24 protein-coding genes and 3 pseudogenes are annotated in these 22,662 nt (G+C 67.0%); 11 read left to right on the top strand and 16 right to left on the bottom strand.

Annotated elements, in window-relative coordinates; genetic code table 11:
• Positions 1–394: 394 nt before the first annotated feature.
• Positions 395–586, top strand: a complete 192-nt coding sequence (locus ACIA8R_RS33520) for a hypothetical protein (RefSeq protein ID WP_397041949.1) — start codon at positions 395–397, stop codon at positions 584–586.
• Between the two features lie 22 nt (positions 587–608).
• Here the strand turns inward: ACIA8R_RS33520 and ACIA8R_RS33525 are convergent, their stop codons facing one another.
• Positions 609–800, bottom strand: a complete 192-nt coding sequence (locus tag ACIA8R_RS33525; protein ID WP_397042034.1) for a Tn3 family transposase — start codon at positions 798–800, stop codon at positions 609–611.
• Between the two features lie 63 nt (positions 801–863).
• Here ACIA8R_RS33525 and ACIA8R_RS33530 point away from each other — a divergent pair, with 63 nt between their 5' ends.
• Positions 864–1,424, top strand: coding sequence for a GNAT family protein (locus ACIA8R_RS33530; RefSeq protein WP_364101460.1), 561 nt, complete (start codon positions 864–866; stop codon positions 1,422–1,424).
• A 225-nt stretch (positions 1,425–1,649) separates the two neighbouring features.
• Here the strand turns inward: ACIA8R_RS33530 and ACIA8R_RS33535 are convergent, their stop codons facing one another.
• From ACIA8R_RS33535 to ACIA8R_RS33545, 3 genes are all read right to left on the bottom strand, one after another.
• Entirely contained in the window at positions 1,650–2,759 is a 1,110-nt protein-coding gene (locus ACIA8R_RS33535; RefSeq protein WP_397041950.1) for a serine hydrolase domain-containing protein, read from the bottom strand.
• Between the two features lie 340 nt (positions 2,760–3,099).
• The gene (locus ACIA8R_RS33540; RefSeq protein WP_364101466.1) at positions 3,100–3,333 is read right to left on the bottom strand and encodes a hypothetical protein; all 234 of its coding nucleotides are present in this window, start codon (positions 3,331–3,333) and stop codon (positions 3,100–3,102) included.
• A 10-nt stretch (positions 3,334–3,343) separates the two neighbouring features.
• Positions 3,344–4,399, bottom strand: a complete 1,056-nt coding sequence (locus ACIA8R_RS33545; protein ID WP_397041951.1) for a tyrosine-type recombinase/integrase — start codon at positions 4,397–4,399, stop codon at positions 3,344–3,346.
• A gap of 150 nt (positions 4,400–4,549) precedes the next feature.
• Here ACIA8R_RS33545 and ACIA8R_RS33550 point away from each other — a divergent pair, with 150 nt between their 5' ends.
• Complete coding sequence (locus ACIA8R_RS33550) at positions 4,550–5,713, top strand: hypothetical protein (RefSeq protein ID WP_397041952.1); 1,164 nt, start codon at positions 4,550–4,552, stop codon at positions 5,711–5,713.
• 463 nt (positions 5,714–6,176) lie between these two features.
• Here ACIA8R_RS33550 and xerC read toward each other — a convergent pair whose 3' ends face one another.
• Positions 6,177–7,823 carry a tyrosine recombinase XerC gene (gene xerC, locus ACIA8R_RS33555; protein WP_397041953.1) on the bottom strand — a complete coding sequence of 549 codons (1,647 nt, stop codon included), beginning with the start codon at positions 7,821–7,823 and terminating at the stop codon, positions 6,177–6,179.
• Positions 7,824–9,392: 1,569 nt separating this feature from the next.
• Entirely contained in the window at positions 9,393–9,800 is a 408-nt protein-coding gene (locus ACIA8R_RS33560; RefSeq protein WP_397041954.1) for a hypothetical protein, read from the bottom strand.
• Positions 9,801–10,435: 635 nt separating this feature from the next.
• Between ACIA8R_RS33560 and ACIA8R_RS33565 the strand changes: the two genes are divergently transcribed.
• The gene (locus tag ACIA8R_RS33565) at positions 10,436–10,690 is read left to right on the top strand and encodes a hypothetical protein (RefSeq protein ID WP_397041955.1); all 255 of its coding nucleotides are present in this window, start codon (positions 10,436–10,438) and stop codon (positions 10,688–10,690) included.
• A gap of 309 nt (positions 10,691–10,999) precedes the next feature.
• On the opposite strand, the gene ACIA8R_RS33570 is transcribed toward ACIA8R_RS33565, so the two are convergent.
• Together ACIA8R_RS33570 and ACIA8R_RS33575 are read right to left on the bottom strand one after the other, a co-directional pair.
• A complete protein-coding gene (locus ACIA8R_RS33570) occupies positions 11,000–11,122 on the bottom strand; it encodes a DUF397 domain-containing protein (RefSeq protein ID WP_397041956.1) in 123 nt (40 codons plus the stop codon).
• 35 nt (positions 11,123–11,157) lie between these two features.
• Positions 11,158–11,424 (bottom strand): hypothetical protein, encoded by a 267-nt coding sequence (locus ACIA8R_RS33575; protein WP_397041957.1) that lies wholly within the window; start codon positions 11,422–11,424, stop codon positions 11,158–11,160.
• A 10-nt stretch (positions 11,425–11,434) separates the two neighbouring features.
• On the opposite strand from ACIA8R_RS33575, the pseudogene ACIA8R_RS33580 reads away from it, so the two are divergent.
• Together ACIA8R_RS33580 and ACIA8R_RS33585 are read left to right on the top strand one after the other, a co-directional pair.
• Positions 11,435–11,826 (top strand): annotated as a pseudogene (locus ACIA8R_RS33580) (transposase); the annotation flags it as partial.
• Positions 11,826–11,950 (top strand): annotated as a pseudogene (locus ACIA8R_RS33585) (IS630 family transposase); the annotation flags it as partial. The pseudogenes ACIA8R_RS33580 and ACIA8R_RS33585, both read left to right, overlap by 1 nt.
• A gap of 164 nt (positions 11,951–12,114) precedes the next feature.
• On the opposite strand, the gene ACIA8R_RS33590 reads toward ACIA8R_RS33585, so the two are convergent.
• The 5 genes from ACIA8R_RS33590 to ACIA8R_RS33610 all read right to left on the bottom strand — a co-directional run bounded on the left by ACIA8R_RS33590 (position 12,115) and on the right by ACIA8R_RS33610 (position 16,164).
• A complete protein-coding gene (locus ACIA8R_RS33590) occupies positions 12,115–12,561 on the bottom strand; it encodes a hypothetical protein (RefSeq protein WP_397041958.1) in 447 nt (148 codons plus the stop codon).
• A gap of 171 nt (positions 12,562–12,732) precedes the next feature.
• Positions 12,733–14,886, bottom strand: coding sequence for an MMPL family transporter (locus tag ACIA8R_RS33595; protein WP_397041959.1), 2,154 nt, complete (start codon positions 14,884–14,886; stop codon positions 12,733–12,735).
• A 199-nt stretch (positions 14,887–15,085) separates the two neighbouring features.
• Positions 15,086–15,355: a hypothetical protein gene (locus ACIA8R_RS33600; protein ID WP_397041960.1), complete on the bottom strand. Its 270-nt coding sequence runs from the start codon at positions 15,353–15,355 to the stop codon at positions 15,086–15,088.
• Complete coding sequence (locus ACIA8R_RS33605; RefSeq protein WP_397041961.1) at positions 15,352–15,696, bottom strand: ArsR/SmtB family transcription factor; 345 nt, start codon at positions 15,694–15,696, stop codon at positions 15,352–15,354. The genes ACIA8R_RS33600 and ACIA8R_RS33605 overlap by 4 nt, the downstream gene beginning before the upstream one ends.
• A 42-nt stretch (positions 15,697–15,738) precedes the next feature.
• Positions 15,739–16,164 (bottom strand): MarR family winged helix-turn-helix transcriptional regulator, encoded by a 426-nt coding sequence (locus ACIA8R_RS33610; RefSeq protein WP_397041962.1) that lies wholly within the window; start codon positions 16,162–16,164, stop codon positions 15,739–15,741.
• A gap of 53 nt (positions 16,165–16,217) precedes the next feature.
• Between ACIA8R_RS33610 and ACIA8R_RS33615 the strand changes: the two genes are divergently transcribed.
• Together ACIA8R_RS33615 and ACIA8R_RS33620 are read left to right on the top strand one after the other, a co-directional pair.
• The gene (locus tag ACIA8R_RS33615) at positions 16,218–16,631 is read left to right on the top strand and encodes a RidA family protein (RefSeq protein ID WP_397041963.1); all 414 of its coding nucleotides are present in this window, start codon (positions 16,218–16,220) and stop codon (positions 16,629–16,631) included.
• A 3-nt stretch (positions 16,632–16,634) separates the two neighbouring features.
• Positions 16,635–17,824 (top strand): annotated as a pseudogene (locus ACIA8R_RS33620) (DinB family protein).
• Between the two features lie 155 nt (positions 17,825–17,979).
• On the opposite strand, the gene ACIA8R_RS33625 reads toward ACIA8R_RS33620, so the two are convergent.
• On the bottom strand, positions 17,980–18,441 hold the full coding sequence (locus ACIA8R_RS33625) for an STAS domain-containing protein (protein ID WP_397041964.1): 462 nt from the start codon (positions 18,439–18,441) through the stop codon (positions 17,980–17,982).
• Between the two features lie 839 nt (positions 18,442–19,280).
• Here ACIA8R_RS33625 and ACIA8R_RS33630 point away from each other — a divergent pair.
• Entirely contained in the window at positions 19,281–19,553 is a 273-nt protein-coding gene (locus tag ACIA8R_RS33630) for a MerR family transcriptional regulator (protein WP_397042035.1), read from the top strand.
• A gap of 143 nt (positions 19,554–19,696) precedes the next feature.
• Complete coding sequence (locus ACIA8R_RS33635; RefSeq protein ID WP_397041965.1) at positions 19,697–20,122, top strand: STAS domain-containing protein; 426 nt, start codon at positions 19,697–19,699, stop codon at positions 20,120–20,122.
• A gap of 308 nt (positions 20,123–20,430) precedes the next feature.
• Here the strand turns inward: ACIA8R_RS33635 and ACIA8R_RS33640 are convergent, their stop codons facing one another.
• Together ACIA8R_RS33640 and ACIA8R_RS33645 are read right to left on the bottom strand one after the other, a co-directional pair.
• Entirely contained in the window at positions 20,431–20,643 is a 213-nt protein-coding gene (locus ACIA8R_RS33640) for a DUF397 domain-containing protein (protein ID WP_397041966.1), read from the bottom strand.
• A complete protein-coding gene (locus tag ACIA8R_RS33645) occupies positions 20,634–21,452 on the bottom strand; it encodes a helix-turn-helix transcriptional regulator (protein ID WP_397041967.1) in 819 nt (272 codons plus the stop codon). The genes ACIA8R_RS33640 and ACIA8R_RS33645 overlap by 10 nt, the downstream gene beginning before the upstream one ends.
• A 592-nt stretch (positions 21,453–22,044) precedes the next feature.
• Here ACIA8R_RS33645 and ACIA8R_RS33650 point away from each other — a divergent pair.
• Positions 22,045–22,521 carry an ATP-binding protein gene (locus ACIA8R_RS33650; protein WP_397041968.1) on the top strand — a complete coding sequence of 159 codons (477 nt, stop codon included), beginning with the start codon at positions 22,045–22,047 and terminating at the stop codon, positions 22,519–22,521.
• Positions 22,522–22,662: the final 141 nt, after the last annotated feature.

A 22,662-nucleotide genomic window follows, 5' to 3' on the forward strand; every position in this document is an offset into this window, starting at 1 on the left:
GGCGGGCCGGGCACAGGATCGTCTCGACGTTCAGCTTCGGGCCCCGGAACCCGGCAGAAACGCGCCGCGCGAGAACAGGGCCGCTGCTCAGCGCTGGGCCGGCAGTGGAGCGGCCGATCTTGAGGGTGCGGGCGGCCTCGGACCGAAACCCCGCCGGACGCCGATGCCCACGAGGGCCCGGCTGACGAAGAGGGCTACTCCTGATGGCCACCCCCGCCCCCTCGCCCGATGCCGTCGACACCGTGCGGGCCTGGCTGGAGGACCTGTCCAGGATCGAGCCCGAGCCGGACTGCCGGGTTGGTCCACCCTTCCCCGCGATCCGCTGTTGCCGACACGCCATTCCGATTCGGCGGCATGCCAGAGAAGGCGGCCGCACAAGCAACGGTCCCCGCACGTGGATGTGTTGTTGTCGATGAAGATCGCGGCTTCCCAGATGGATGGCGAGCGCGGGGTGGCGACGGGCACGGTCTTGGCGGCGTTGATGTCCGCGTCGAGCTCGATGCAGTACTCGCCCGTGCTGATCTTGCGGGCGTTGGTGACGCCGGTGGAGCGCACGACGGTGAGACCCGCGGTTGAGTTGCGGTAAGAGGATTCCCGCACATTGACCATCAGCAGTGCGGCGGGGGCAGGTGCACCTTCATCACGTTGATCTGCTTGAACCGGGTGATGAGGTCGAAGTTCAACAGCCGGGTGATGCCGAACCCGATGAGCGAGGCGCCGCGGGAATCGACAGACTTGGTCTCCACGTTCAGGTCCGTCTCGAGCCGTGCTCGCCGGCCCGCACCCCCGCCGGAGCCGATCTTGCCCGGTCACCGTCCGAAATTCGTTGGGCGTCTGTCAGACGTTTGTGCGATCATCCGCACGTGACAGATGAGGCCGATCGACACACATCGTTCCCCACCAGTTCGAAGCATGTGCGCTTTGTCGAGCTGTCGAGCGCTGCGATGTCCGCTCTGCTCGATGGGGATCTGCCCGCGGCCAGCGACACGGCTGGGGTCGCGCTGACTGAGTACTTCGTGACAGATAGAGCGCGGTGGCTGTGGCAGGTTCGGATCGACCAGATGGCCGCCGATCCCCGCCACGCGCGGTGGATGGCGCGGCAGGCGGTGACCGGGCCTGAAGGTGTCGTCATCGGTCATGCCGGGTTTCACGGACCGCCCGATGAGGCGGGCATGGTGGAGATCGGCTACGCCGTCGCTCCTGACTTCCGCCGCCAGGGCTACGGCCGAGCCATCCTGATCGAGCTGTTGCGTCGGGCGGCGGCCGAACTGGAGGTCAAGACCGTACGGGCGACGATCAGTCCCGACAATGCGGCGTCCCTGGCCACGATCGCCGGCTTCGGCTTCGTCCAGGTTGGCGAAGATTGGGACGAAGAGGAAGGTCTCGGACTCATCTTCGAAGTCCCCGCCAACCGCAGCCGCTAAGGCGCGACCAACCTGGTGAAAGTTGCTCGACGGCGGCCGCGGCGGCGAGGGCACTGGAGAGTTTCAGAGCCCGAGCCATGTGACTGTCCCCGCTCTGGGGGTGACGGTGGGCGCGCCTGGGGCTGTGCCACGAGATATCCCGATCACGGCAGTTGGACCGCCAGGAGCGACAGCGGTGGGAGTAGCCCACCACCTTCACCGCCAAGACCTCAGCCTTGATGCTCTCTAAGGGCACAACGCAGAGGTCAGCAGGGTCTTGGCCGCCTGGTGAGGGTCGCCGGAGAACGGGGTGATCGACAATGTGACCTGTCGCGAACCGTCGGCCGAGTTGAACGCCACCGTGAGGTAGCCCGGGGCGCCGCCGCCGTGGCCGAACGCAGTGCCGCAGGGAAGAGGCGCCAGCTCCAGCCCCAGCCCGTACCCCTCGGTCGTGCCGGGATCCTTCATCTCCTTCAGCAGACCAGGGCGGAGCAGTTTGCCCTGGAACAGTGCGCGGTAGAACCGGTTGATGTCCCCGGTGGTGGAGATGATCTCGCCCGCCGCGCCGGCCATCGTGGGATTGAACCGTGTGACGTCAACGGGGGCGACCTTGCCACCCCTGGTGACCGGCACATAGCCGTGGGCGTGCGGGCCGTACACCTCCGGTGAGGCACCCGGCAGGCGGGTGTGCCGCAGGCCGAGCGGCCGCAGGATCCGCTCCCTGATCTCTGTCGCGTACGGCCTGCCGGTGACCCTCTCGATCAGCATGCCGAGCACGATGTAGTTGGTGTTGGAGTACCTGTACTCAGACCCGGGCGGGAAGTCGCGCGGGAGCTTCTCCGCTCTTTCCACCAGTTCGCGTGCCGACCAGGTGCGGTAGCGCTCCTTGGGGATGCCTGCCTCGTCCATCATGCCCGTCGAGTACTCGGGAAGGCCGCTGGTGTTCTGGAGGATGTGCCTGATCGTGATGTCGGCGCCCTTGTCCACGAGCTCCGGCAGCCACTGCTCCACACTGTCGGACAGGTGCAGCTTTCCCTCGCCCACCAGTTGAAGCACCGCGGTCGCCGTGAACGACTTGGTCACGCTCCCGGCCCGGAAGCGCCCGTCCACCGGGGCCGGCTGGGCATGGTTCATCTTCGCCTTGCCGCTGGCGGCTCGCCAGGTCCTGTCCCCGTCGCGAACCTCGGCGATCGCGGCGACCGCACCGCCTGCGACGACCTTGTCCAGCATCGCCTGCAAACTCGGCCGGCCGCTCGGGCTCGCCTCTGCCGCCGCGGTGGCGGTCACGGCGGGCGTTGCCGGCAACGACACGGTCAAGCAGGCCAGGACGGCCGCGCCGGCGCGTCTTCCCTTCACGTTGCTCCTCCGATTCACGGAGTCCGGCTCTCGGCCTCCGCCGTATCAAGATCCGACACGAGAGGGCGGTACGGCGTCGGAGTTGTCCCCTACCGAAACCCTGATTCCCCACCGACGATCTCCGACTTGGGAAGGACGCCTGTGTTGGCCTTCAGGCCAACCTCGGCCTTGCAGCTCTCTGCAGATCAACGCCGTTCGGGGCTCATGACACGATTCCTACCGGCACCCCGCGGTGCCACCCGAGTGGGGTTGCTGCCGCCGGAGGGCTCGCGGCCACTGTTGCCGTCTCGGATTCGCCGGCCCTCCGGTGAACAGACCTCATGAACCTGACCGAAGGGCATCAGCGGAGTCTGCAACGGGCGGCCTGAGCGGCGGCGAGCTCGTAACACAGGATCTGCAGTTCGCGCTTGGCCATCTCCAGGCGGGTTTCGGCCGTGGCCTGGCCCAGGCGGGCCTGGTCGTCCTGCGTTCGTAGCCGGTCGCGTTCGTCCTCGAAGCGGCGGCGGCGCCGGGGTGTCGCGAGCCGCGCGGGTCTCCGCTCGCGCCTGCTCGGCCGCGGTGCCGGGGCCCGCAAAGCCGGCTGGTCAGAGGCCCACGTTGCGCATGGCGTTGTCCCGCCAACGGTCCACGGCCCTGATGTACCGCAACACCACCGGTGAGGCGGGCGCCCAGCGGCCATGCTTGGCGATGACCGCGACCGGGACGCCGGCGGCGTAGGCGACGGTGGCGCCGCCGGCGCGCAGGCTGTGCGCGGTGACGGTGTCGGCGTAGGGCACGTTCGCGCGTACGGCCAGGTGGCGGACGATCGTGTTGACCGCGTCGGCGCCGAGCGAGGGGCCGAGGCCACCGTGCCGATTGACCCGGCGCAGCAGCCTTCCGGTGGTTTGTCCGGCCTGGCCCAGATCGTCGAGCCAATCGCGCCAGGCGGCGACCGGGTCGGTGAGCGGGTGCGTGCCGCGCGGGATGGCGATGGTCTCGCCTGTCGAGTCTTTGTCGGTCTTGGAGGTGCGGATGGTCACCTCGAGGCCGTCGGCGACCTCGCGCACGTCCTCCCGCGTGAGGGCGACGAGCTCGCTGCGGCGGCCCATCAGGGCCAGGCCGAGCACGAGCAGCAGCCGGTCGCGTCGCCCGATCGCGGTGGTCAGGTCGCAGGCGGAGACCATGGCGCGCAGCGCGTCGATGGTGATGGGCGGGGCCTCGCGCTGGCCGCGGCCGCCGGATTCGGCGCGCTGGCGTTTGTAGGCGCGCAGGGCGAGGCGGGCGGGTTCGGTGGCGGGCCGTCCGGTGTGTCCGGCCAGGCGGTGCATGGTGCGCACGGCGGCGATGGCTTGCTCGATGCTGGCCGGCGCCTGGCCGGCCTCGCACAGCTGGGAGGTGTATTCGGCCAGGGTGTGTGCGGTGGCGGGCAGCGCGATGCGGCCGTGCTCGGCGCACCAGGCGGTGAAGAGGGTCCACTGGCGGGCGTAGGCGCGGCGGGTGTTGGCTGGGACGCCGTCGGCGATTCGGGCTTGAGTGGCCGCGCTGAGGGTGTAGTCGGCTGCGGTGTGCCCGCCGGTTTCCGCCGCATTCTCTGGAGGCGCGAAGATCGGCGGCCGCTCCTGCGCGGCCGGTGTCGGCAAAGTCTCCCGCTCGTCGTGCACGCCTGTCCCCCGCCCACTCCGGCGCCGATCCGGCGCCACATTCTGACCCGCGATAAGGAAGGTTATCACGGGCTAGGCGTGAAGGCAGTTGCGTTTGCGTTCGTACGTAACAGGTACGTTCGTTCGCAAAGAACGCTAGTCTGGCTGACTGTGGCAGACGATCAGGAACTTGCGGCAGCCGACTCATCAGCCGAGGGCGACGAGCTGACCCTCCACGACGAGACGATGGAGACGGCCGAGGAACTGCGATGCGCCGGGCCCGGTTGCGCCAACGCCCTCCCCGGACGTAGCAGCCGCGCCAAGTACTGCAGCGACGCCTGCCGTGCCGCCGCCTACCGGGCACGTACCGCCTCCCACGCCGCACCAGTGGCGAACGCGCTGCTGCGCGCCCAAGGTCTCCTCGGCCCGCTGCTGGCCGCCGGCGAGCAGTGGCAGGCTGCCCAGGCTGCGTTGAGCGCCCAGTTGACCGAGCTGAGCAGTGGCGCCCTGGCACAGGTCCAGGCCGCGGAGCAGGCAGCCGAGGAGGCCCGCGCCGCCGCAGCAGCGGCCGACCAGCGAGCCGCGGCGGCAGATCAGCGCGCCACGGCGATCGCCAACTCCGCCGCCGCCCATGTCGCCGCCGCCGAACAGGCGCAGAAACAGGCGGAGACCGCCCGCGACCGCGCCGAGGAACGCGAGCAGGACGCCTGGCGCCAGGTGGGCGAACACCAGAACGCACGTTCTCAGGCCGAGCAACGCGCCACCGAAGCCATTGGCCGGCAACGCCAGGCCGAGCAGCACCGTGACACCGCCCGCCACCGAACCGCCGAACTAACCGAGCTGCACACCGCGGCGACCGCCCGTATCGCAGACCTGGAACGCCAGGCCACTGTCCAGCAGCACGACCTCACCGACCTCCGCCGCCACCTCCAGGAGCAGGAAGTCCAGACCCGCAGGGCCGAGCAGGAACGCGACCAGGCCCGCGGCACCGCCGCAGCGCACGCGGCGGAAGCCGACCGGCTACGAGAGGCGCTGATCGTCGAACGTCAGCAGCGCGAACAAGCGGTCACCGCGGCCGCCGTGGCCGAACAAGCCCGCACCCTCGCCGACCAATCCAGAACCGCGTCCCTGAGCGAGACCGAACGACTGCGCACCGAACTCACCGACCTCGCCAACGCCCTGAAAACCGCCCAGCAGCAACGCGAAGAGGCCGTCACAGCCGCCGCCGTCGCCCACGCCCTCCTACGCCAGCAACAATCCCCGCGCGTATCCGATCAGCCAGAAGCCCCGGATGCCGGCGACTCGGCGGAGGAGTCAAGAGCATCGGACTCATAATCCGTGGGTCGTGGGTTCAAGTCCCACCCGCCCTACTCTCCAAAACCGCGTTCGACCTGGGATTTCTCGGTTCTCGCCAGCCTCGGATCGCGTTGTTGATCATGGTTGGTTGCTCGGTGGTTGCTCTTGTGTACGGACCGTGTATCGCGGTAGATCATTTAGGCCGCCACTGTCAGGTCAGACCCCAGAGATCACCATCCGAAGATCAAGCCGGAAGGTCCGCTCAGCGCCGCTGGTCAACGGGGTCTCACGCCCGGTCAAGCCTTGTCCAAGTCGGCTCGTCTTGCTGGCCAGGCCGCTGGTGACCAGCAGATAAAAGATCCGCTGCTTCTCGCTGCCATCCGCTCGCCCCGTTTCACGGCGCAGGGAGGGGATCGATCGGCTGCACGACCTGTGCGCTGACGGCTGACGACAAAAGAGCAGGCCCGCCGGAGGATCGACGGGCCCGCTCAGGTTCGACGGTTCAGGTGATGTTCTCGCCGGTATGGGCCGGCAAGGTGATCAACCGTGCCGTGCGGGCGCCAGCCGCTGCGGTGTTGACGAGGGCCGCGGTGGATTCGGCGGCGGCGCGGGCCACCTCCGGGTAGACGCTGGTGTAGGTGTCGCGGGTGAAGGTGGACGAGACGTGCCCCAGCGTCTCCTGCACGATCTTCAGATCGACCCCGGCGGTGAGCATGAGCGAGGCGGCTCCGTGGCGCAGGTCATGCAGCCGCACCGGCGGCAGCCCGACCTCGAAGGCCAGTAGGTAGAACTGGTCGCTGACCTGCTGCGGATGCAGCGGCCGGCCGATCTCGTCGGTGAACACGAAGCCGCTGTCCACCCAATCTTCACCCGCAGCCAGCCGCTCAGCCGCCTGCCGTTTGCGGTGCGCGCGCAGCGCGGTGACGGTGTCCTCATCCAAGGCGATGGTGCGGTCGCTGGCCTCGGTCTTCGGCCTGCCCTGCACCGGCTCCCAGCCCAGCTGGGTGATCTGCCAATGCACCCCCGCCGTCCCCGCGTCCAGGTCCACGTCCTTCCAGCGCAACCCGACGGCCTCACCCCGGCGCAGCCCGCGCAGCGCGATCAGCCGATACAGCGCGAACAACCGGTGGGTGGCCGCCCGGGCGAGGAAGGCGAACGTGTGCGCGGGCGTCCACACCATCACCGGCGATGGCCTCGGCGTGCCCACATAGACGCTGACCATGCCAGCGCGGCTCAGCATCGCGCCGCGCCGCTGCTGCTCGGCGGCGAGCCGCCGCTGCAACTCTCCGTTCCAGTCGGCGACCCGCTCATCGGTCCACACCAACCCTTTAGGACGCTCCGCGTCCGGCAGTTCGACCACCGCGGCGGGGTTGAAGTCGATCAGTCGATCCTGCTTGATCGCGATGTTCAACGCGTGCCGCAGCGTGGCCCGGATGCGGTGCATCGTTGCCGGGCCGACCGGCCGCCGGTACTTCACCTGCGCCCGCTGCTCGGCATCGCCGCTGGCGCGGGCGCTGGCGATGACGTCGTTGAACTCCTCGATCGCATCGAACATGCCCCCGATGTCGGAGACCCGCAGCCGATCCAGCCGGATATCACCCAGGTAGGGGGTGAAGTACAGGCGGATGTGCGCCTCATACGAGCGCCGCGTCGTAGCGTCGATCTTCCGCTTACGACGCAGAAACTCCTGCATCCACTCGGCGACCGTGATGGTCGGGTTGAGGTCCTGATGGGTGCGGACCTTGCGCCGCACCTCTTCCACCGGCGGCAACGCCTTGGTGTCTTTGAGTACGGACAGCATCAGCTCGGCGATCTTCCGCTGGACGTGTGGGTCCTCATCCAGCGCCAGCAGCGCGCGGGCCTGTTCCAGTTCGGCCTCGACCTCCTCCTGCGTGGCAAACCCCCGCCGCCGCAGCGGATTACGCCGCCGCCCATCAGCGTGCGGGGGCAGCTCCAGCTGATACGCCCACCGGCCGTGGGTACTGCTCCACCGCTCCCCGCCGCCGCCCGGGCGGCGCAGCTTCGGACACGCCTTGCCCAGCTTCTTGCCGCTCGCCTCGTCCCGGCACGAACACGTCTTGAAGGTGGTTCCGTTCATCTGCGGCGTCTTACCTTTCTCGTTGGTTTCTGCCGTGTCGTCGCTGCTCAACGACACACTTCTTCGGCGCCCCGCCGCCCGGGCGGACACGGGCCGTTCATGGGATGTGCACCCGTGCATGACCCCCACCGGCGGGCTGCCGTCCGTCCCGCAGGGGGCGCGGTCGGCCGTCCGGCGGTACGCGGATGCGGGCGCCGTTCCCAGGGGCGGTTGGCACCCCCGTCGGCCCGGTACACGGCCGTGGACGGCCGCAGCGGCACACCACGGGGGCCACCGGTTGGCAGGGGCGGGGGTATCGACGCCCACCTTCAACGCCCGCGTCAAGCGATATCCGCTGGTCACATCCCCCGGACACGCTCACGTCCCGCCCGGACGCCCGGCCGGCACGGCTGGTGGAAGGAGGCGGGCCTCACGCAGATGGCCACCGCTGGTCGCGCGGCGCCGGTTTCCCCTTCCGACGCGAAGGCAGAGCGATAAAGGTTCGGCGAAGCGGCTGAAGTGCACCATCATGTGCCTCGACCTGGCGGGCGAACGTGTCCTGTCACTTGTTCAAATACCGGCCTCAAGAGCCGAGTTCGGACACCGCGTCAGGTTAGCCTTTGGTCAAATCAGCATCGGAGTTCACGCAGAACACTCCGATCAACCACCAACCACACACGATTTCGTAACCATGACATTCAGGGGCGAATCGCCGCCGCCGTTTCATGTACGGATGCCCGAATTCCACGCATTTGCGCTAGCGCTTTCTGAACCTGTGCAACAGCACGCGACACTCTCCGGCATGCGGAAACAGAGCTGCGGGCTTTTAATCCGTAGGTTCCGGGTTCGAGCCCCGGGCGCCCTACCGCATCACACCCCGCCTGACCTGGGATTTCTCGTTTCCTGAGCCTCTATGAGAGGCGAGAATGGCCGAGTTCGTGCTCATCACATGCTCTTCGGCACGCGCCCGGCGCATCGGGGCCGGGCCGCGGGTCGAAATATCACGGTTCGAGCTGTCCGCTACCGCTCGCCTCGACCCACACCACACAGCCAAACTCGTACAACGCCCACCAGCAGGCCGGGTGAATCGCTGGACGAGCGGAACACGCCGGGCTTGATCGCATACTCGCCCGAGCACTGGCCAAGCCTGTCGTGCTCCACCTCGCGCATCAAATCGATCCGAGATTTCTCCCGCCAGGCCATGGGGCTCGGCGGTACTTGCCAAGGTCCTTCGAGTACCCTCCCTTCGACCGGCATGACTACTGGTTGTCATGACCGGGCGATGGCTGCTTCCGCAGTGAAGGCCGGTGCGGGTCGTCCTGCGCCGAAGATCGGTGTTGGCGTTTGGGTCTGGCTTCCCGCGCGCCGTCCTCTCGAACGAGACGCGCGACTATGCCATCTCTGGCATCCCGGGCGGAGATGACACCATCAGATGATCTCCACCGTGCCGAGGTGGAAGAGTTCCGTTCCCAGAATCGTCCGCGGACGATCAGAGGGGAGGCCGGGCATCGCAAAGTGCCTGTGAGGTGGGGCGCTCATGTTGAGAGCCGCCCCGATCAGCCGGCGGCGTCGGCCATGTTCGGCCCGGCGTTCCGGATGGTCCGGGCGGCTCTCACAACAGGCGCGCCGCCACGATCCCGGCTAGGAGCCGGGCCGCTGCTCCTCCACCTTCATCGACTCCTCGCTCTTGCGGTGCTGGGCGCTGATCCACCTCAAGCAAACGACCCCGACCACAATCATGACGCCCACTCCCGCGATGGCGACAAGCCACCCCGGCGCCGAGGCCAACTGCAGGAGGCCGGCCGTCAGAGCACCGGGCACGGCCGCAGCGATGACGACCATAATCAGGGTCTGCGCCAACCTCGTGGTCACGTGGTCGGCCGTCTCGGTCACCATCTTGAAGCGGAAACCCTTGAGGAGCTCCACCTCGATGTTGAGCTTGGTCGGGCTCCGGTCGGCCAGGACATCCGCCCTGACTGACGGAGCGCCTTCCTCTTGAGTGAGATCGGTGGTGTCGACGTTATGGATGTCGACTTCGGACTTCTGCACGGGCTTGGGCTTTCTCGAGAAGTGTCCGCCGATGAGCGGGGCGATCAGGTGACGCTGAACACAAACCCAAGATCCCGCGACTCCCGCAGGGGGCTGCGGACACCCGGCGGGATCTTTCGCGGCAGCCTACCACCAACCCCCTCTCACGAACACACAAGAGTCACACAACGGTCATACGTCACTCATCAATCAGTCGCTAAAATGAAGCATTGTGATGCATGACATGCAGCAAACAGCTTGACCTTAGCCTTCGCTGTTCGTACGATCCCCCGTAACAACCGATGCAACAAGATGCACCTTGCGAGGGGAAGCGTGAGATGCGTCGCTACATCGGGCTGATCCCTCAGGACCCCAGGAGGCGAAATGTCGAAGCGACAACCGCGAGCATCGTGACCCCACTCGACGGCACCGATGGCCGCCCCCTGTCTGCGCAACACGTCCATCACCGCAACCGTCAAAACGCTCCTGGCGCGGCTGGGCATCCCCTCCGTCCGCCGTCCAAGCCGCCCCACCTCGCCCTCACCCAGCACCAAGGCCCCACGGCAAGTTTCGCTGCCCCCAGCCGTGGTATGCCTCGCCCGAGCCCCAAGTCGCCACTAGGGGCCGGGGACTCCGCAGAGGAATGAACTGACACCATGGCCAAGAACGGAACTGCTGCCCAAGATGAGACTGCTGTTACGCAACGGCTAGAGCGGGTCACGGTGAACTTGACCCCTCGATCGTCACGTGCACTGGATGAAGCCGTGAGCATCACCGGCGACAGCAAGACCGACACCATCAACCGTGCCCTGCAGGTCTATGCCTACCTTGAACGCATCCAGCGCGAAGGTGGCAAAGTGTTCGTCCAAGACGCCGACCAAGACCTTCCGGAACGGCTGAAGTTCTTCTGACGTCTTTCCGGCGGCCTGCAACAACGCGTCAGACCATCGGTCTTCACGCGCAGCGGGTCCCGAGAGGCGGGTCCGGCCTTCCGGCCGGGACCCGCCTTCGTGTTTTCACTCGTATGGGCCCGCCGGCTACTTGTGGCATGGCTCTCTTACCACTGGCCAGCACCTCAAGAAAGACACAAGCGCAGCGGGCCGAGGCGTCATGCTGTCTTGGCTGCTTGGGGCAGGGTGCATGGCACAAGTGGTGAAGTCATTCGCAGTCGCTGTTCAACCCAGCCAACGAGGCCCTATCTCCTTCGATAGCAGTGCTGGTCAGAAGTCGAACTCGCCCTTCTTGGCGCCGTCGATGAACCCGGCCCAGACCGAGGGCAAGACAACATATGCGGGATTTTCAGGATGTTCGGAGTCTCGCAGCCTGTACCGCTTCAAAGTCATCGCATAGGGCTTGAGCTGGTCATTCTCCGGAGCGGCTACGCCGCTCGATGGCACTCGTTGATCGACCCGACGGCACACCAGTCGCCGAGTTCCTGCTCCACATCAAGGACACCGACGCCTGGTGCCGCTGGAGCGACGAACCCTTCGACGTCCACGAGTGTCCAGGCGCACAGGATAGGACCATAACGACTCGGCAACATGTCCGGATAAGCGTTGATGTGCTGCCTTATGGACGGACTGAGCCGGGCCACGTTTTCATCCAGCACCAGATAGGTTCGCGCCCGCAGGTAACGAATGGCCAAGAGCCGATGGGGCTTCCCCCTCGCCCCGTCCCTGACCGGCGGCAACCGCAACGACATCACCCAGGTCATGCCGCTGCTGCGGTCGATGCCGCCGGCGGGGATCGTCGCGGCCGGCCCCACACCGGCCCAAGGTGTTGTACGCCGATCGGGGATGCGACCACGACAAGTACCGGCGGATGGTCTGGGCCACCGGGATCAAGCCGGTCATCGCCCGCCGGGTGCCGGGCACGGCTCCGGCCTGGGCATACGCCGATGGGTGATCGAGCAGAAGATCGCGTTGCTGCACTGGTTCCGCCGCCTGCGCATCCGCTGGGAGATCCGCGACGACATCCACGAAGCCTTCATGACCCTCGCCGCGCGATCATCTGCTGGCGACGCCTAAACCGCTGTTCATTCTGTTAGGACTTCTTAAACAGATCCACGCCTTCTTCCGTGCCCGTTCGCCCGATCAGATGCTCACCGCGGCAGCGCCCTGGACCAGCCCCTGGCTGCCTGCGAGTTACAGCGGAACTTTTGGAATGCCGCTGGGCTGCCCCGGACGCCTTTCACGTCGCGTAGCCGCTATATGGCGTGCCGGAAACTGCACACCATATAGCGGCGCTTATCCTGCCGTTACTCCCTGAAGCCCCTTACGGCATCCGACTATGGACACACCGTCACGGCGTCACGGTCCTTGTTCCCGAACACCTTTCACACGCTCTCCGGCGGCGGTGGCGCAGATGTGTTGCACCAGGAGTAGCCATAGAAGGTGTCGCCGGTGTCACCATCCGAACCGCCATCATTGTCGGCAAACCAGTACCATTTGTACTTCCCCGCAGCGCCGTCCCATGTGGAGCCACTGACAAAGTGGTTACCGGTCCTGTGGGAGTGTCCCCACGCCAACTGCATGTGGTCTCCGCCGGGGCTGTCATTGATAAGGATCGCGCTCGCGCTACACCGGGTGTCTGCGTGCGCTGCGGTTGCCCCGCCCATCACGACCATGGCCCCTGCCATGGAAATGGCCGTGGCGCCGAGGGCACCCCATCGCCTGAGATTTGTCTTCATTTCTTGTCCCTGTACGTAAAGTCCTTCGAAAGTTCCTGTGCCAGAACCCACTTCGGCGGATCCGGCCTGCACAGCATACTTACGGTCGATCATGTAAGTCGTTGGCAGAGAGTGCACCCTCCTTAGCACTAGGCGCAAAGGCATGCACCGCTCGTGCCCGCATGCTGCGGTGCATGACACCGTCGAACCAGGAGATCGAAGGATTGGCGGGTGAGCGCCGGGCGCCGGCGGGCGGGACGCCACCCGGCACGCCGGCGCTTCCTGCTACGGCATCGGCGTCGCGGGGCGGCGCATCCAGGTTCGCTCTCCGAGCAGCGTCATCGCGGCCGGCAGCAGCACACCACGGACCACGGTCGCGTCGATGAGGATGGCAACCGCCATGCCCAGTCCCAGCATCTTGTACTCGATGGCCGACAGTGTCACGAAGACCGTGAAGACGCCGATCATGATGAACGCGGCGCCGCTGACGACCCCGGCGCTGCCCGCGATGCCACCGACGATCGCCTCGCGGGCGGAGGCGCCGCCGAGCCGGCGTTCCTTGATCCGGCTGAGGATGAAGATGTGGTAGTCCATGCTCAGCCCGAACAGGATGACGAACATGAACAAGGGCAGCCAGCTCACCACCCCGCCATAGGAGACGAATCCCAGCAGCGACTCCAGATGGCCGTCCTGGAAGACCCAGACCAATACCCCGCACGCCGCGCCGATGGACAGCAGGTTGAGCAGGATCGACACCAGCGGGATCGTCCACGATCGGAACGTCACGGCAAGCAGCACGAAGGCCAGAGCGAGGACGAAGGCGACCACGATCGGGGTCCGCTCATTCACCTGCGCAGCGAAGTCGTGGGGCGTGGCGGTCTTGCCCGTCACAGCGTAGGAGACACCGGTCACCTGCCCGAATGTCGCAGGCAGCGCCCGCTCGCGCAGCATGGCCAGCGCCCGATCGGCCACCGGGTCGGTGACGGCCCCGGCCAGTGGAACGCGCACCACCATCACGTGGCCGACCGCAACGGCGGTGATCGGTTCGAGCAGCATGCCGCCGCTGGAGATTGTCTGCTGGTGCAGCCCTTCGATCGCGGCGCGTACCCGCTGGGTGTCGGCCGAGCCGCCATCCCGGCGTGCGAGGACCACGCGAGCGGCCGTCGCCGCGCCCGGAAACGCGCCCTGCATCGTGGTCGCGGCATCCACGGCCGGGGAGATGCCCGGCGGCAGGCTGGAGGTCACGGCCGCGTCCTGGAGCCTGATGCCGAGGACGGGCAGCGCCAGCACCAGCAGCACCATGCTCACGGCGGCCCCGCTCAGCACCGGTCTGGCGACCACCGCCTGGGCCACCTGCCCCCAGATGCGGGACTCGCCGGCCGCGATCCTGTGTCGGCCCAGCAAGGGGATGCGGGCCCAGTCCACCCGGTGCCCCAGAACCGCCAGCAGCGCGGGCAGTACCGTCAGCGAGCCGAGCACGGCCAGGCCGACGACCAGGACCGTGCCGGCGGTCAGGCCCTTGAAGACGTCCACGCCGGTGAACAGCAGGCCGGCCAGGCAGAGCATGACGGTCAATCCGGAAGCCACGATCGCGTGCCCCGAGGTCTGTGCGGTACGCCGCAGCGCCTCGCGCACGTCATGGCCCGCGGCGCGTTCCTCCCGGACCCGGCGCAGGTAGAACAGCGAGTAGTCGATGCCGACCGCCATGCCGATCAGCAGCACGATGGCCGAGGCGGCGCCGTTGAACGGCACCCACTGCCCGATGAACCCCAGCAGTCCGAACGTGGCCGCCACGACGGTCGCCGACAGCAGGAGCGGGATCCCGGCGGCGATCAGCGAGCCGAACACGGCCAGCAGGATCACGATGGTCAGCGGCAGAGACGTCGTCTCGGCACGCCCGAGGTCGTTCTTGATGCCCTTGTCGACTGCACCGGACAGACTGCGGTCGCCCGCCTGGCTGAAACGCACCCCAGGATGGCTCCGCTGAGCCTGCTCCACGGCTGCGACTGCAGCGGCGTAGTTGTCGTCGAACCTTTCGTCTGGACCGACGACTTCGAAGGTGACCAGCCCGGAACGACCATCGCGTGACACCCAGCGCTCCCCGTGCGCCGCCAGCGGCGAGCCGATGTCCTGGACTGCCTGCGGTGTCCGACGCAGCAGCGTCACCAGATCTTCCGCGGCGGCGCGCAGCTTCGGGTCATCGGAGAAGAGGCCTGTGCCTTCACGCGGCTGGATCAGCACGTTCTCTCGTACGGAGTTGCCGCCGCGCTGGGCGTCCACCATCTGCTGGGCGCGGCCTGCCTCGCCGGGGTCGACGGCGCGCGCGTCGTCGCCCGAAACCAGCGCGCTGGACAGCACGGCGGCCAGGACCAACGCGGCCCAACCAGCGATGGCCAGGGCGCGGTGCCGGACCGACCAGCCCGCGACGGCCGCGATCACGCCGGTCCTGGCCCTCGGAGGCCCAGGCGCCGTGCCGTCGCGAGGGGCCGATTTGCTTTCGGGCAGCATGAACTGCTCTCCTCGTTCTTGGTGGAGTGTTCCTGTGGAACTCGCCTGCCGGCGAGGTGGTACATCTCCCCCTCCCGGGCCGTCGAGTTGCAGCTCGGCGGCCCGGAATCGTGTCTGGGGGGTTGGGGTGCTACTCGACAACCTTGAGCATCAGCTCAATGGCGTCGGTACGGTCGCGCAGCGCCGAGAGCCGGTCATTGATCTCGGCGAGCTGCCGTCCGATGTCCTGCTGGGAGGCGGCGGCGGCCTCGGCGATCTTTTTGTACTCGTTCTCGCGTGCCAGCTGCGCCTTGGCCCGCCAGGAGATGGCGAATTGCCAGATGACCGTGACGACCACGACGGTGATCAGGACGAACACGCCGATGGTGCCGATGACTTCCTGCCACTCATGCTCGTTCATCGCTCCGAGTCCTTCTCGGTGGTCAGCGTCCGTGTTGCGTCCAGGATGAGCTCCGGCGTCAGGTGGATCGAGAACCTGCGCAGCTCGTAATACTTCATTGCCTTTCCTTCTTCCGACAGCTCCAGCTGCGAGGCAACCAGGCCGGCGGCCTCCAGCTTCTTCAAGTGGACCTGGAGCAGCGCTCTGCTGATGCCCAGCTCACGCGCCAGTCGGCTCACGTAGTTCCGGCCGCCTGCTAGGGCCGCGATGACGCGCAGCCGATGCGGGCTGGACAAGGTGGCCAACACCCGCACCAGGTCGTCTCCCGTAGGCGCGGGATCACTCACCTCGACGTCCAGCACATGCCAACAGACATTAGCAGGTGCATAGCCAGGCTTACCGCCCTAGCTGTCGCGGGGGAGCCGGGCCAGAGTCTGCACGGCGCACAGGAAGGTGGCGCGGTCGGCCGGCGGCAGCCGGTCGAGCAGGCGGTCCTCGCCGGCTTGGATGGCGGTACGTACGGACCGGTGAAGGAGGGCGCCTTCGGCGGTGATCGCGAGGATGCGGGCGCGCCGGTCGCGGGGGTCGGGGTCCCGGGTGATCAGCCCTGCGTCCTGGAGCCTGTCGAGGGTGCTGATGATGCGGGTCTTGTCCGCGCCGATCGCCTCGGCTAGGGCGGCCTGCGTGCGCACGGCGGTGTCAGCCAGGGCGGTGAGCACCGCGTAGCCCCACATGGAGATCCCGTGCGCGGCCAGCACGGGCTGCTCGGCGGCGATGAGCGACTGCACCAATGGCTGGAGCATGGCCGCGAGATCAAGGCGATCTGTCACAGCACCCAACCGTACTCGTTGACAGATGATAAGCAAGTGTAGATTATATGCGAATGCCTAGTAATCCTGGTGTCCGACTGATTCGCGACGAGCGGCTCACTCAAGCCGTCGACTACGCCTACGCCGCGGTCGCCGACATCCCCGTGCGCTGCGTGTGGGTGGCCGGCGCCTGCCCCCTCGACCTTGACGGCAAGACTGTCGCCCCTGGCGACTACGCCGCCCAGAGCCACCAGGTGATGCGCAACCTCGTCACCGCGCTCGACGGCGCCGGCGCGTCCCTGACCGACATCGCCAAAAGCACCGTCTACGTCGCCTCCTCCCGCCAAGCCGACCTCGTCACCGCCTGGGAGGTCTACCGCGAGTACATGGGGGACCATGACGCGCCGAGCACGCTGCTCGGGGTGACCGTGCTCGGCTACACCGATCAGCTGGTCGAAGTCGAGGCCGTGGCGGTGGTCCGCGCCTGATGCATGTTCGAGCCGTTGGGACGAGCCGCGCGAGACACGGGGAATCCCGACGGGCCGCACGCCCGCCGACCTGTGACAGCGACCGGGACCAACCTCCTCGGCCTTGTCAAACACGTGGCCACCATCGAGGCCAGGTACTTCGGCAAGGTCTTCGACCGCCCTTCCCCGAACCGCTGCCCCGGTGGCAGGACTCCAACGGCAGCGATCTGTGGGCGACCGAGGACGAGACCCGCGATCAGATCATCGGGTTCTACCGGCGCACGTGGGAACACTCGGACGCGACGATCAACGAGCTTCCCCTCGACGCCCCCGGCCACGTGCCGTGGTGGCCGGAGTCAACACCGGCCAGGCACACGAACCTGTTCGCCATCATGGTCCATGTCCTCGGCGAGTCCACCCGGCATGCTGGGCACGCCGATATCCTGCGCGAGGGCCTCGACGGCCGGATAGGGTTGCGCGCCGAACACGAGAAGCAGATCGACGAGGAAGCCGGGCAGCCTACTGCGCGAAGATCGAGCAAGCCGCCAGGGCGGCCGCATCAACCAAGGCTTGACCACAATCACGCCACCGTGGCCCCGTCAAGGGCGGGGCCACGGTTCACCTCCAGGCAAGATCACTTAAACGCCAAGTGTCGGAGTCCTGCGACGCGCCCCAAACGACCTCGAGGCGCTCTCCACACGCTCGGTTCTTCATGGGCCTGGGCTACGTTCGGTCAACTTGGCCTACGTGAAAGAAGAGACCATCATCCTCTGACCTGCTGGAAGGGTCCTCCAACCCTAGACAACCAGGGGAAAATGGCGGACATGGGCCGCTCTACTTTGCGGCTGGTGGCACCGACCCGAGTGCCGGGCCTGCTACACCTGGACCGGTACCACCAACGCCAAGGGCACCTGCGCCGGCGGCTACACCGGAAACTGGTACCTGCGCCTGAGCTGCGGAGACTTCAACTCCCCCACCCTCCGGACCTCGGCCAAGCAGACAGGGGATGGTTCGGTCTACGTCAGCTGCCCGGCGGGGCAGTCCGCGATCAACAGCTGGATCCTCAAGGACCAGCCCTAAGCAGGATCAGTCAGAGTGCCAGGTGGGTGCACATAAAGACGAAGGGGCCTGGAGTGGCTCTAACACCCCAGACCCCTGCAGCACACAGCGTAATTGGCCCGGTGCTCGGGTTCTTGTCACCAGCCGCAAAGTAACGCTCAGCGAGGAAACACCTCACGCTGGGTGTAGCGGCCGGGCACGCCCTGACCGGCGGCGGCCCAGAGTTGCGGAAGTGACCGCCGAGGGTGTGCCAGGACAGGTGCTTGAGACCGCAGGCACTCTGATCGGTGATCCTTGGCCTGGCCGGGGTTTACCCGGCGACCAGCTGCGTAGAGCCACTCGGCACGGCGACCGGCGGGCCGGGAAGCAGCCGGAAGATCCGGTCCAGGCCGGTGCGGTGCAGCAGCCGTGCGCACCCGCCGCGGGCCCCGGCCAGCACCAGCCGGCCGCCGAGCTCGCGCGTTCGCCGCTCCGCGCCGATCAGCGCGCCCACACCTTCGAAATCGCAGAACGCCAGCCTCGACAGATCCACCACCACCGCGGCGGGCCGGCTCGCCAGCACGCGGTCCGCCTCCCGGATGAAGCCGGCGGCCGTCGCGGCGCGCAGCTCACCCCGCAAGCCGATCACCGGGCACACCGCCGAATGCCACACCACGATCGCCAACCCGTCCCCTGCGCCCCTGATCGTCGCCCTTGCCCCGTCGTGGTCCTGGTCGTGCTCGCCCATCGCCATCACCTCACCCCGGCTCTGCCCGCTTCTCGCGTCGATCATGTGGCGAGAGGGCAACATCTTGCCTGACGCGCGCAAGGAAATCTGTTGCCGCAACAGTAGACATTCGCGCGGAGAGCGGCTAGAGTTCCTGACATCGCAAGGGACGGATCCACGCGGGCAGCGCAGGACGAGCAGCACGACGAACTGCCCGGACGGACGTGGACAGCAGCAGTACAGAACGAAGTGAAGGCAGAAGGTCGGACTGCCGGGGCCGGCGCAGTAGAACAGGGCCCGGGTGGTGGACGCGCTGCCGTTGCACGAAGGTGGCACCAGAAGTCGAGGTGCCGGAAACGCAGAACAGAAGCAAGTGAAGTGAAGGCAGAAGGTCGGACTGCCGCGGCCAGGTGGTTGAGCAAGAGGGCCGGGGCGGTGGACGCGCTGCCGTATGCAGGAAGGCGGCACCAGCGGTCAGGGTGCCAAGGCACGGATAACTGGAAGGGAGTGTTGAACGCCATCAGGATCGCCCGTCGCCGGCCGCATGTCGCCGCACGGGTACCGCAGCTCCACGAACAGGACGGTGGTCTACGGTCACGCTTACGCGATCCCCGCACCCCCGCATCTGGCGGCTGGCGCGGCATAAGTGAACCGCCCCTGCAGCACGCAGGCAGGGCCGGTCGATGGTGTTAAACCTCTGGGCCCCGGCGCATCATGGCGCCGGGGCCCCTGTTCGCATTCGGGAAGGTTGAATGGATCAAACACCTCAGGCAACAGTCACCGCCTCCAGGCGGGAGCAGCCCCGCCTCACCGGCGCTCACCCAGCCCCTCATCCGGCCCAGGAGGTCGACGCGGCCGCCAGTCCCGGGCAGCGGCTCGATGACGAGGACTATCCCGCCTACAGCATGGGCAGGGCCGCCGAGATCCTCGGCGTCACCCCGACGTTCCTGCGCAGCCTCGGCGCCGCCAAGCTGATCGAGCCGCTACGCAGCGAGGGCGGCCACCGCCGCTTCTCCCGCTACCAGCTGCGCCTGGCCGCCCGCGCCCGCGAACTCGTCGACGCCGGCACCCAGCTGGAAGCGGCCTGCCGCATCATCATCCTGGAAGACCAGCTCGCCGACGCGCTGCGCATCAACGAAGAACTCCGCCAGCGCGAAGAACTCCGCCAGCGTCACTGACCGCTCCCGGCCCCCGGCCACACCCGGGGGCATCAGGACAAGCCGCACCCGAAACACCAGGGAGCCACGACAAGTCCGCGACAGCCAGACCGGCGCGGCGCCGGCCATTGAAGCTGACCGCCCTTCTCTGAGAAAGACGTCCCGTGACCGAGGACCACGGCTCCCTCGAGAGCTTCGCCGTCTCCATCGTCGTGCACCAGGACTACATCGTGGCGCGCGTGGCCGGCGAACTCGACTACCAATTCGCCGGCCTACTGCACCACCAGGTCAAAGATCCCTGGCAGGCGGCCCTGTCCAGCGCGCTGGTGGTGGACCTGAGCGGCGTGACCTTCTGCGACTCCACGGGCGTCGGCGTCCTGGTGCTGCTGCTGCAGCAAAGCCGCCAGCAGCAGGCCGGCCTGGTGCTGGCACAGGTGCCGGCCCGGCTGGAACGCATCCTGTCGATCACCGGCCTGCGCGCCGCGTTCCAGGTCGCATCATCGGTTGAACAAGCCATCCTGACCGTGACCGCGACACGGGCCGTGACACCGCCCCTGGGACCCTCGCCCAAGCCGCCGGAAGCGGGCTGACCGCCTGCCCCTGGGCCGTCACGATCAGGATTCCTCCGGCCGCAACGGCAGGTGTTCACTCACCTCGGAGAACCTCGCCGACGCCGGATTCCGTTCCAGATCTCTCTGACCGCCGCTGCCTGGAGCAGGGCTCGGGGTGGCCGGCCATAGCTTCCCGCGCGGTGCGTGACCAGCTACTCATGGTGTGTGAGGCATCCGTGCTGGGATCTTGGAGAAACCGGGGCCAGCGCCTGCTTCGAGGTGACGTTCAGGCGAGCTCACAGGGCCTCGGCTTAGCCGAGGCCCTGATCGTTGCCGTCGTCGAGGGGTCAGAAGTCGAACTCGCCCTTCTTTACCCCGTCGATGAACGCGGCCCATACTTCGGGGCGAACAACAAAGGGGGCCTGATCAGGCGCTTCGGTGTCACGGATGCCGACACGGCCGCCGGACAGTGGTGCGACTTCAATGCAGTCTCCGCCGTTGCCGGTCGAGCGTGTCGCCTTGCGCCAGGCCGCCGTCTCCAGCTCGGCCGTCAGGTCCATTTCTCCACCATCTTCCTGATGAACTCGACCGACGCCCTCTGAGGGAGAGCATCCGCCCGGATGGCGTCCAATTTCATGGTAACCATTTCAACCACCTCGGCATGGCTTGTGACGAGCGGTTCCGCGGCGGTCTCCAGGTACACCGTGCGACGGGTGCCATTGGGAGCTTTCGCGATGACGATACCTCCGCTCAAGCCGGGGTTGGCGCCCAGCGGGCAGATCTGCACGGTGATGTGTGGGACGTGCGTAGCCTCCAGCAGTCGCTCCAATTGCTCGTGCATGACTCCAGGATTGCCGATGGGCCGGCCGAGTACCCCTTCGTCCAGTACCACCAGGTAGCGAGGCGGATTGGTGCGCGTGAGGATCTTCTGTCTGGCCAGACGGGTAGCCACGAGGGCATCGATGCGTTCGGCGTCGTAGCCGTTCTCGCTTTCCAGTAGGGCGCGGGCGTAGTCGGCCGTCTGCAGCAGCCCGGGGATCACCAGAGGCTGCCAGGTGCGCAGGGATTGGGCCTGTTCCTCTTCCTGCAGCCAGGGTGCGAACCAGGTTGGGGCGGTGTCGCGGTGGTGCGACAGCGAAGTCCACAGGTCACGCAGGCCGGGCCCGAGTGCCTTCTCGACCTCGGTGAGGAATTGTTCGGTGGGCGGGCGTTTGCCGACCTCGACCGCGCCGATCTGGCTGGATGAGTACCCGGCGCGGCGTCCGAGTTCGGCCTGGGTGAGCCGGGCTTCCTCGCGCATGCGCCGCAGCTCAGCGCCGAATGCCGCTGTCCTGCTCTCGTTCGGGTCGAGTTGGCGTGGTGCGGGCATGTTCCACCTCCACATGATTGGTCCCACATCGGCCACGCATCCCACACGCATGAATGCGACAGGCTGTCGGATGAATGGCGGCGAAGACTGCGCCACAACTTACCTCCAAGACACCAAGCTATGGAGAGAACACAGGGAGTCAAGGGGCTCGCCCCCCTTCATTCCACAAATGATCTCGTGAATGGTGCGGCACCTCCGGCCACAAAGAGAGCAAAAGCGACAAGAGGGTGTTCTACGTGAATTCGCATTCGTGTGGTGATTCGGTGCGCCTCGGCTTGGCCTTGCGTCAAACACGGCACGCCGTCATCCAGATCGGGAAGATTCACGCCGGAATCGAACTGGGCGCCCGAGAGCAGACCGCCGAGGCTGGCAGAGATTTTGAAGCATTTCGAAAACCAGACGAGCTGCGGCTGACGGAACTTGGCCTGAAATCGCGCGTGCGGCCTTGCCGACTCAACGTCAACCGCAGGGCCTCATTCTCTGACATACGCAGGGGTCGGCGATCATCACAGCGTGTGTCTACACCTCACATGGACGCCGAAAGTGCTGATGAAGGCTGGGAAGTAGCGAGGCGAATACGGTGATCTATCCCATGACTCCCATCACCCACTTCGAGGAACTTGGTGCCACCCAGCTAACGTGCAGCGACCAAGCGCCATACCTAGCGCGTCAGGCAGTGCGCACATGGCTGGGAACCGGACACGCCGCCTACGAGATCGTGACATTGGCGACCTCGGAGCTGGTCACCAACGCCGTGAAATACACCGACGCCACCACCGCTGACGGCTCCCCTTGCCAAATCACACTCAAGTTGTCCCAGGACGAGACCGTCCTGCGGCTGGTGGTGACCGATCCCGGCTCACGCTGCTCGACACCCGCACACATCCCCATGCAGGGGGCGAATCTGCACTCCGAGCACGGGCGAGGACTGGCGATCGTGGACAACCTGTCGCGCAGCCGGTGGGGAAGCTACCGGACGCCCGGAAGTGAAACCCGCTGCGTGTGGTGCCACCTGGACCGCAAGCCCACCCCAGCGCAGCTGGAAGAGCTCTTCCAGACCCCGATCTAACCCGCCGCCGGACCACGCCCTTGGGTTCTGGCTGACATCAGACAACGGGAACGCATTCATCCGACACCATCACCTGATCACGGTCCTAACGCTGTTCGTCACCGCCGGACTCGTCGGCTGGATCACCGCCTCCCCCGAAAG

The organism is Nonomuraea sp. NPDC051191 (assembly GCF_044455665.1).
GTDB lineage: Bacteria > Actinomycetota > Actinomycetes > Streptosporangiales > Streptosporangiaceae > Nonomuraea.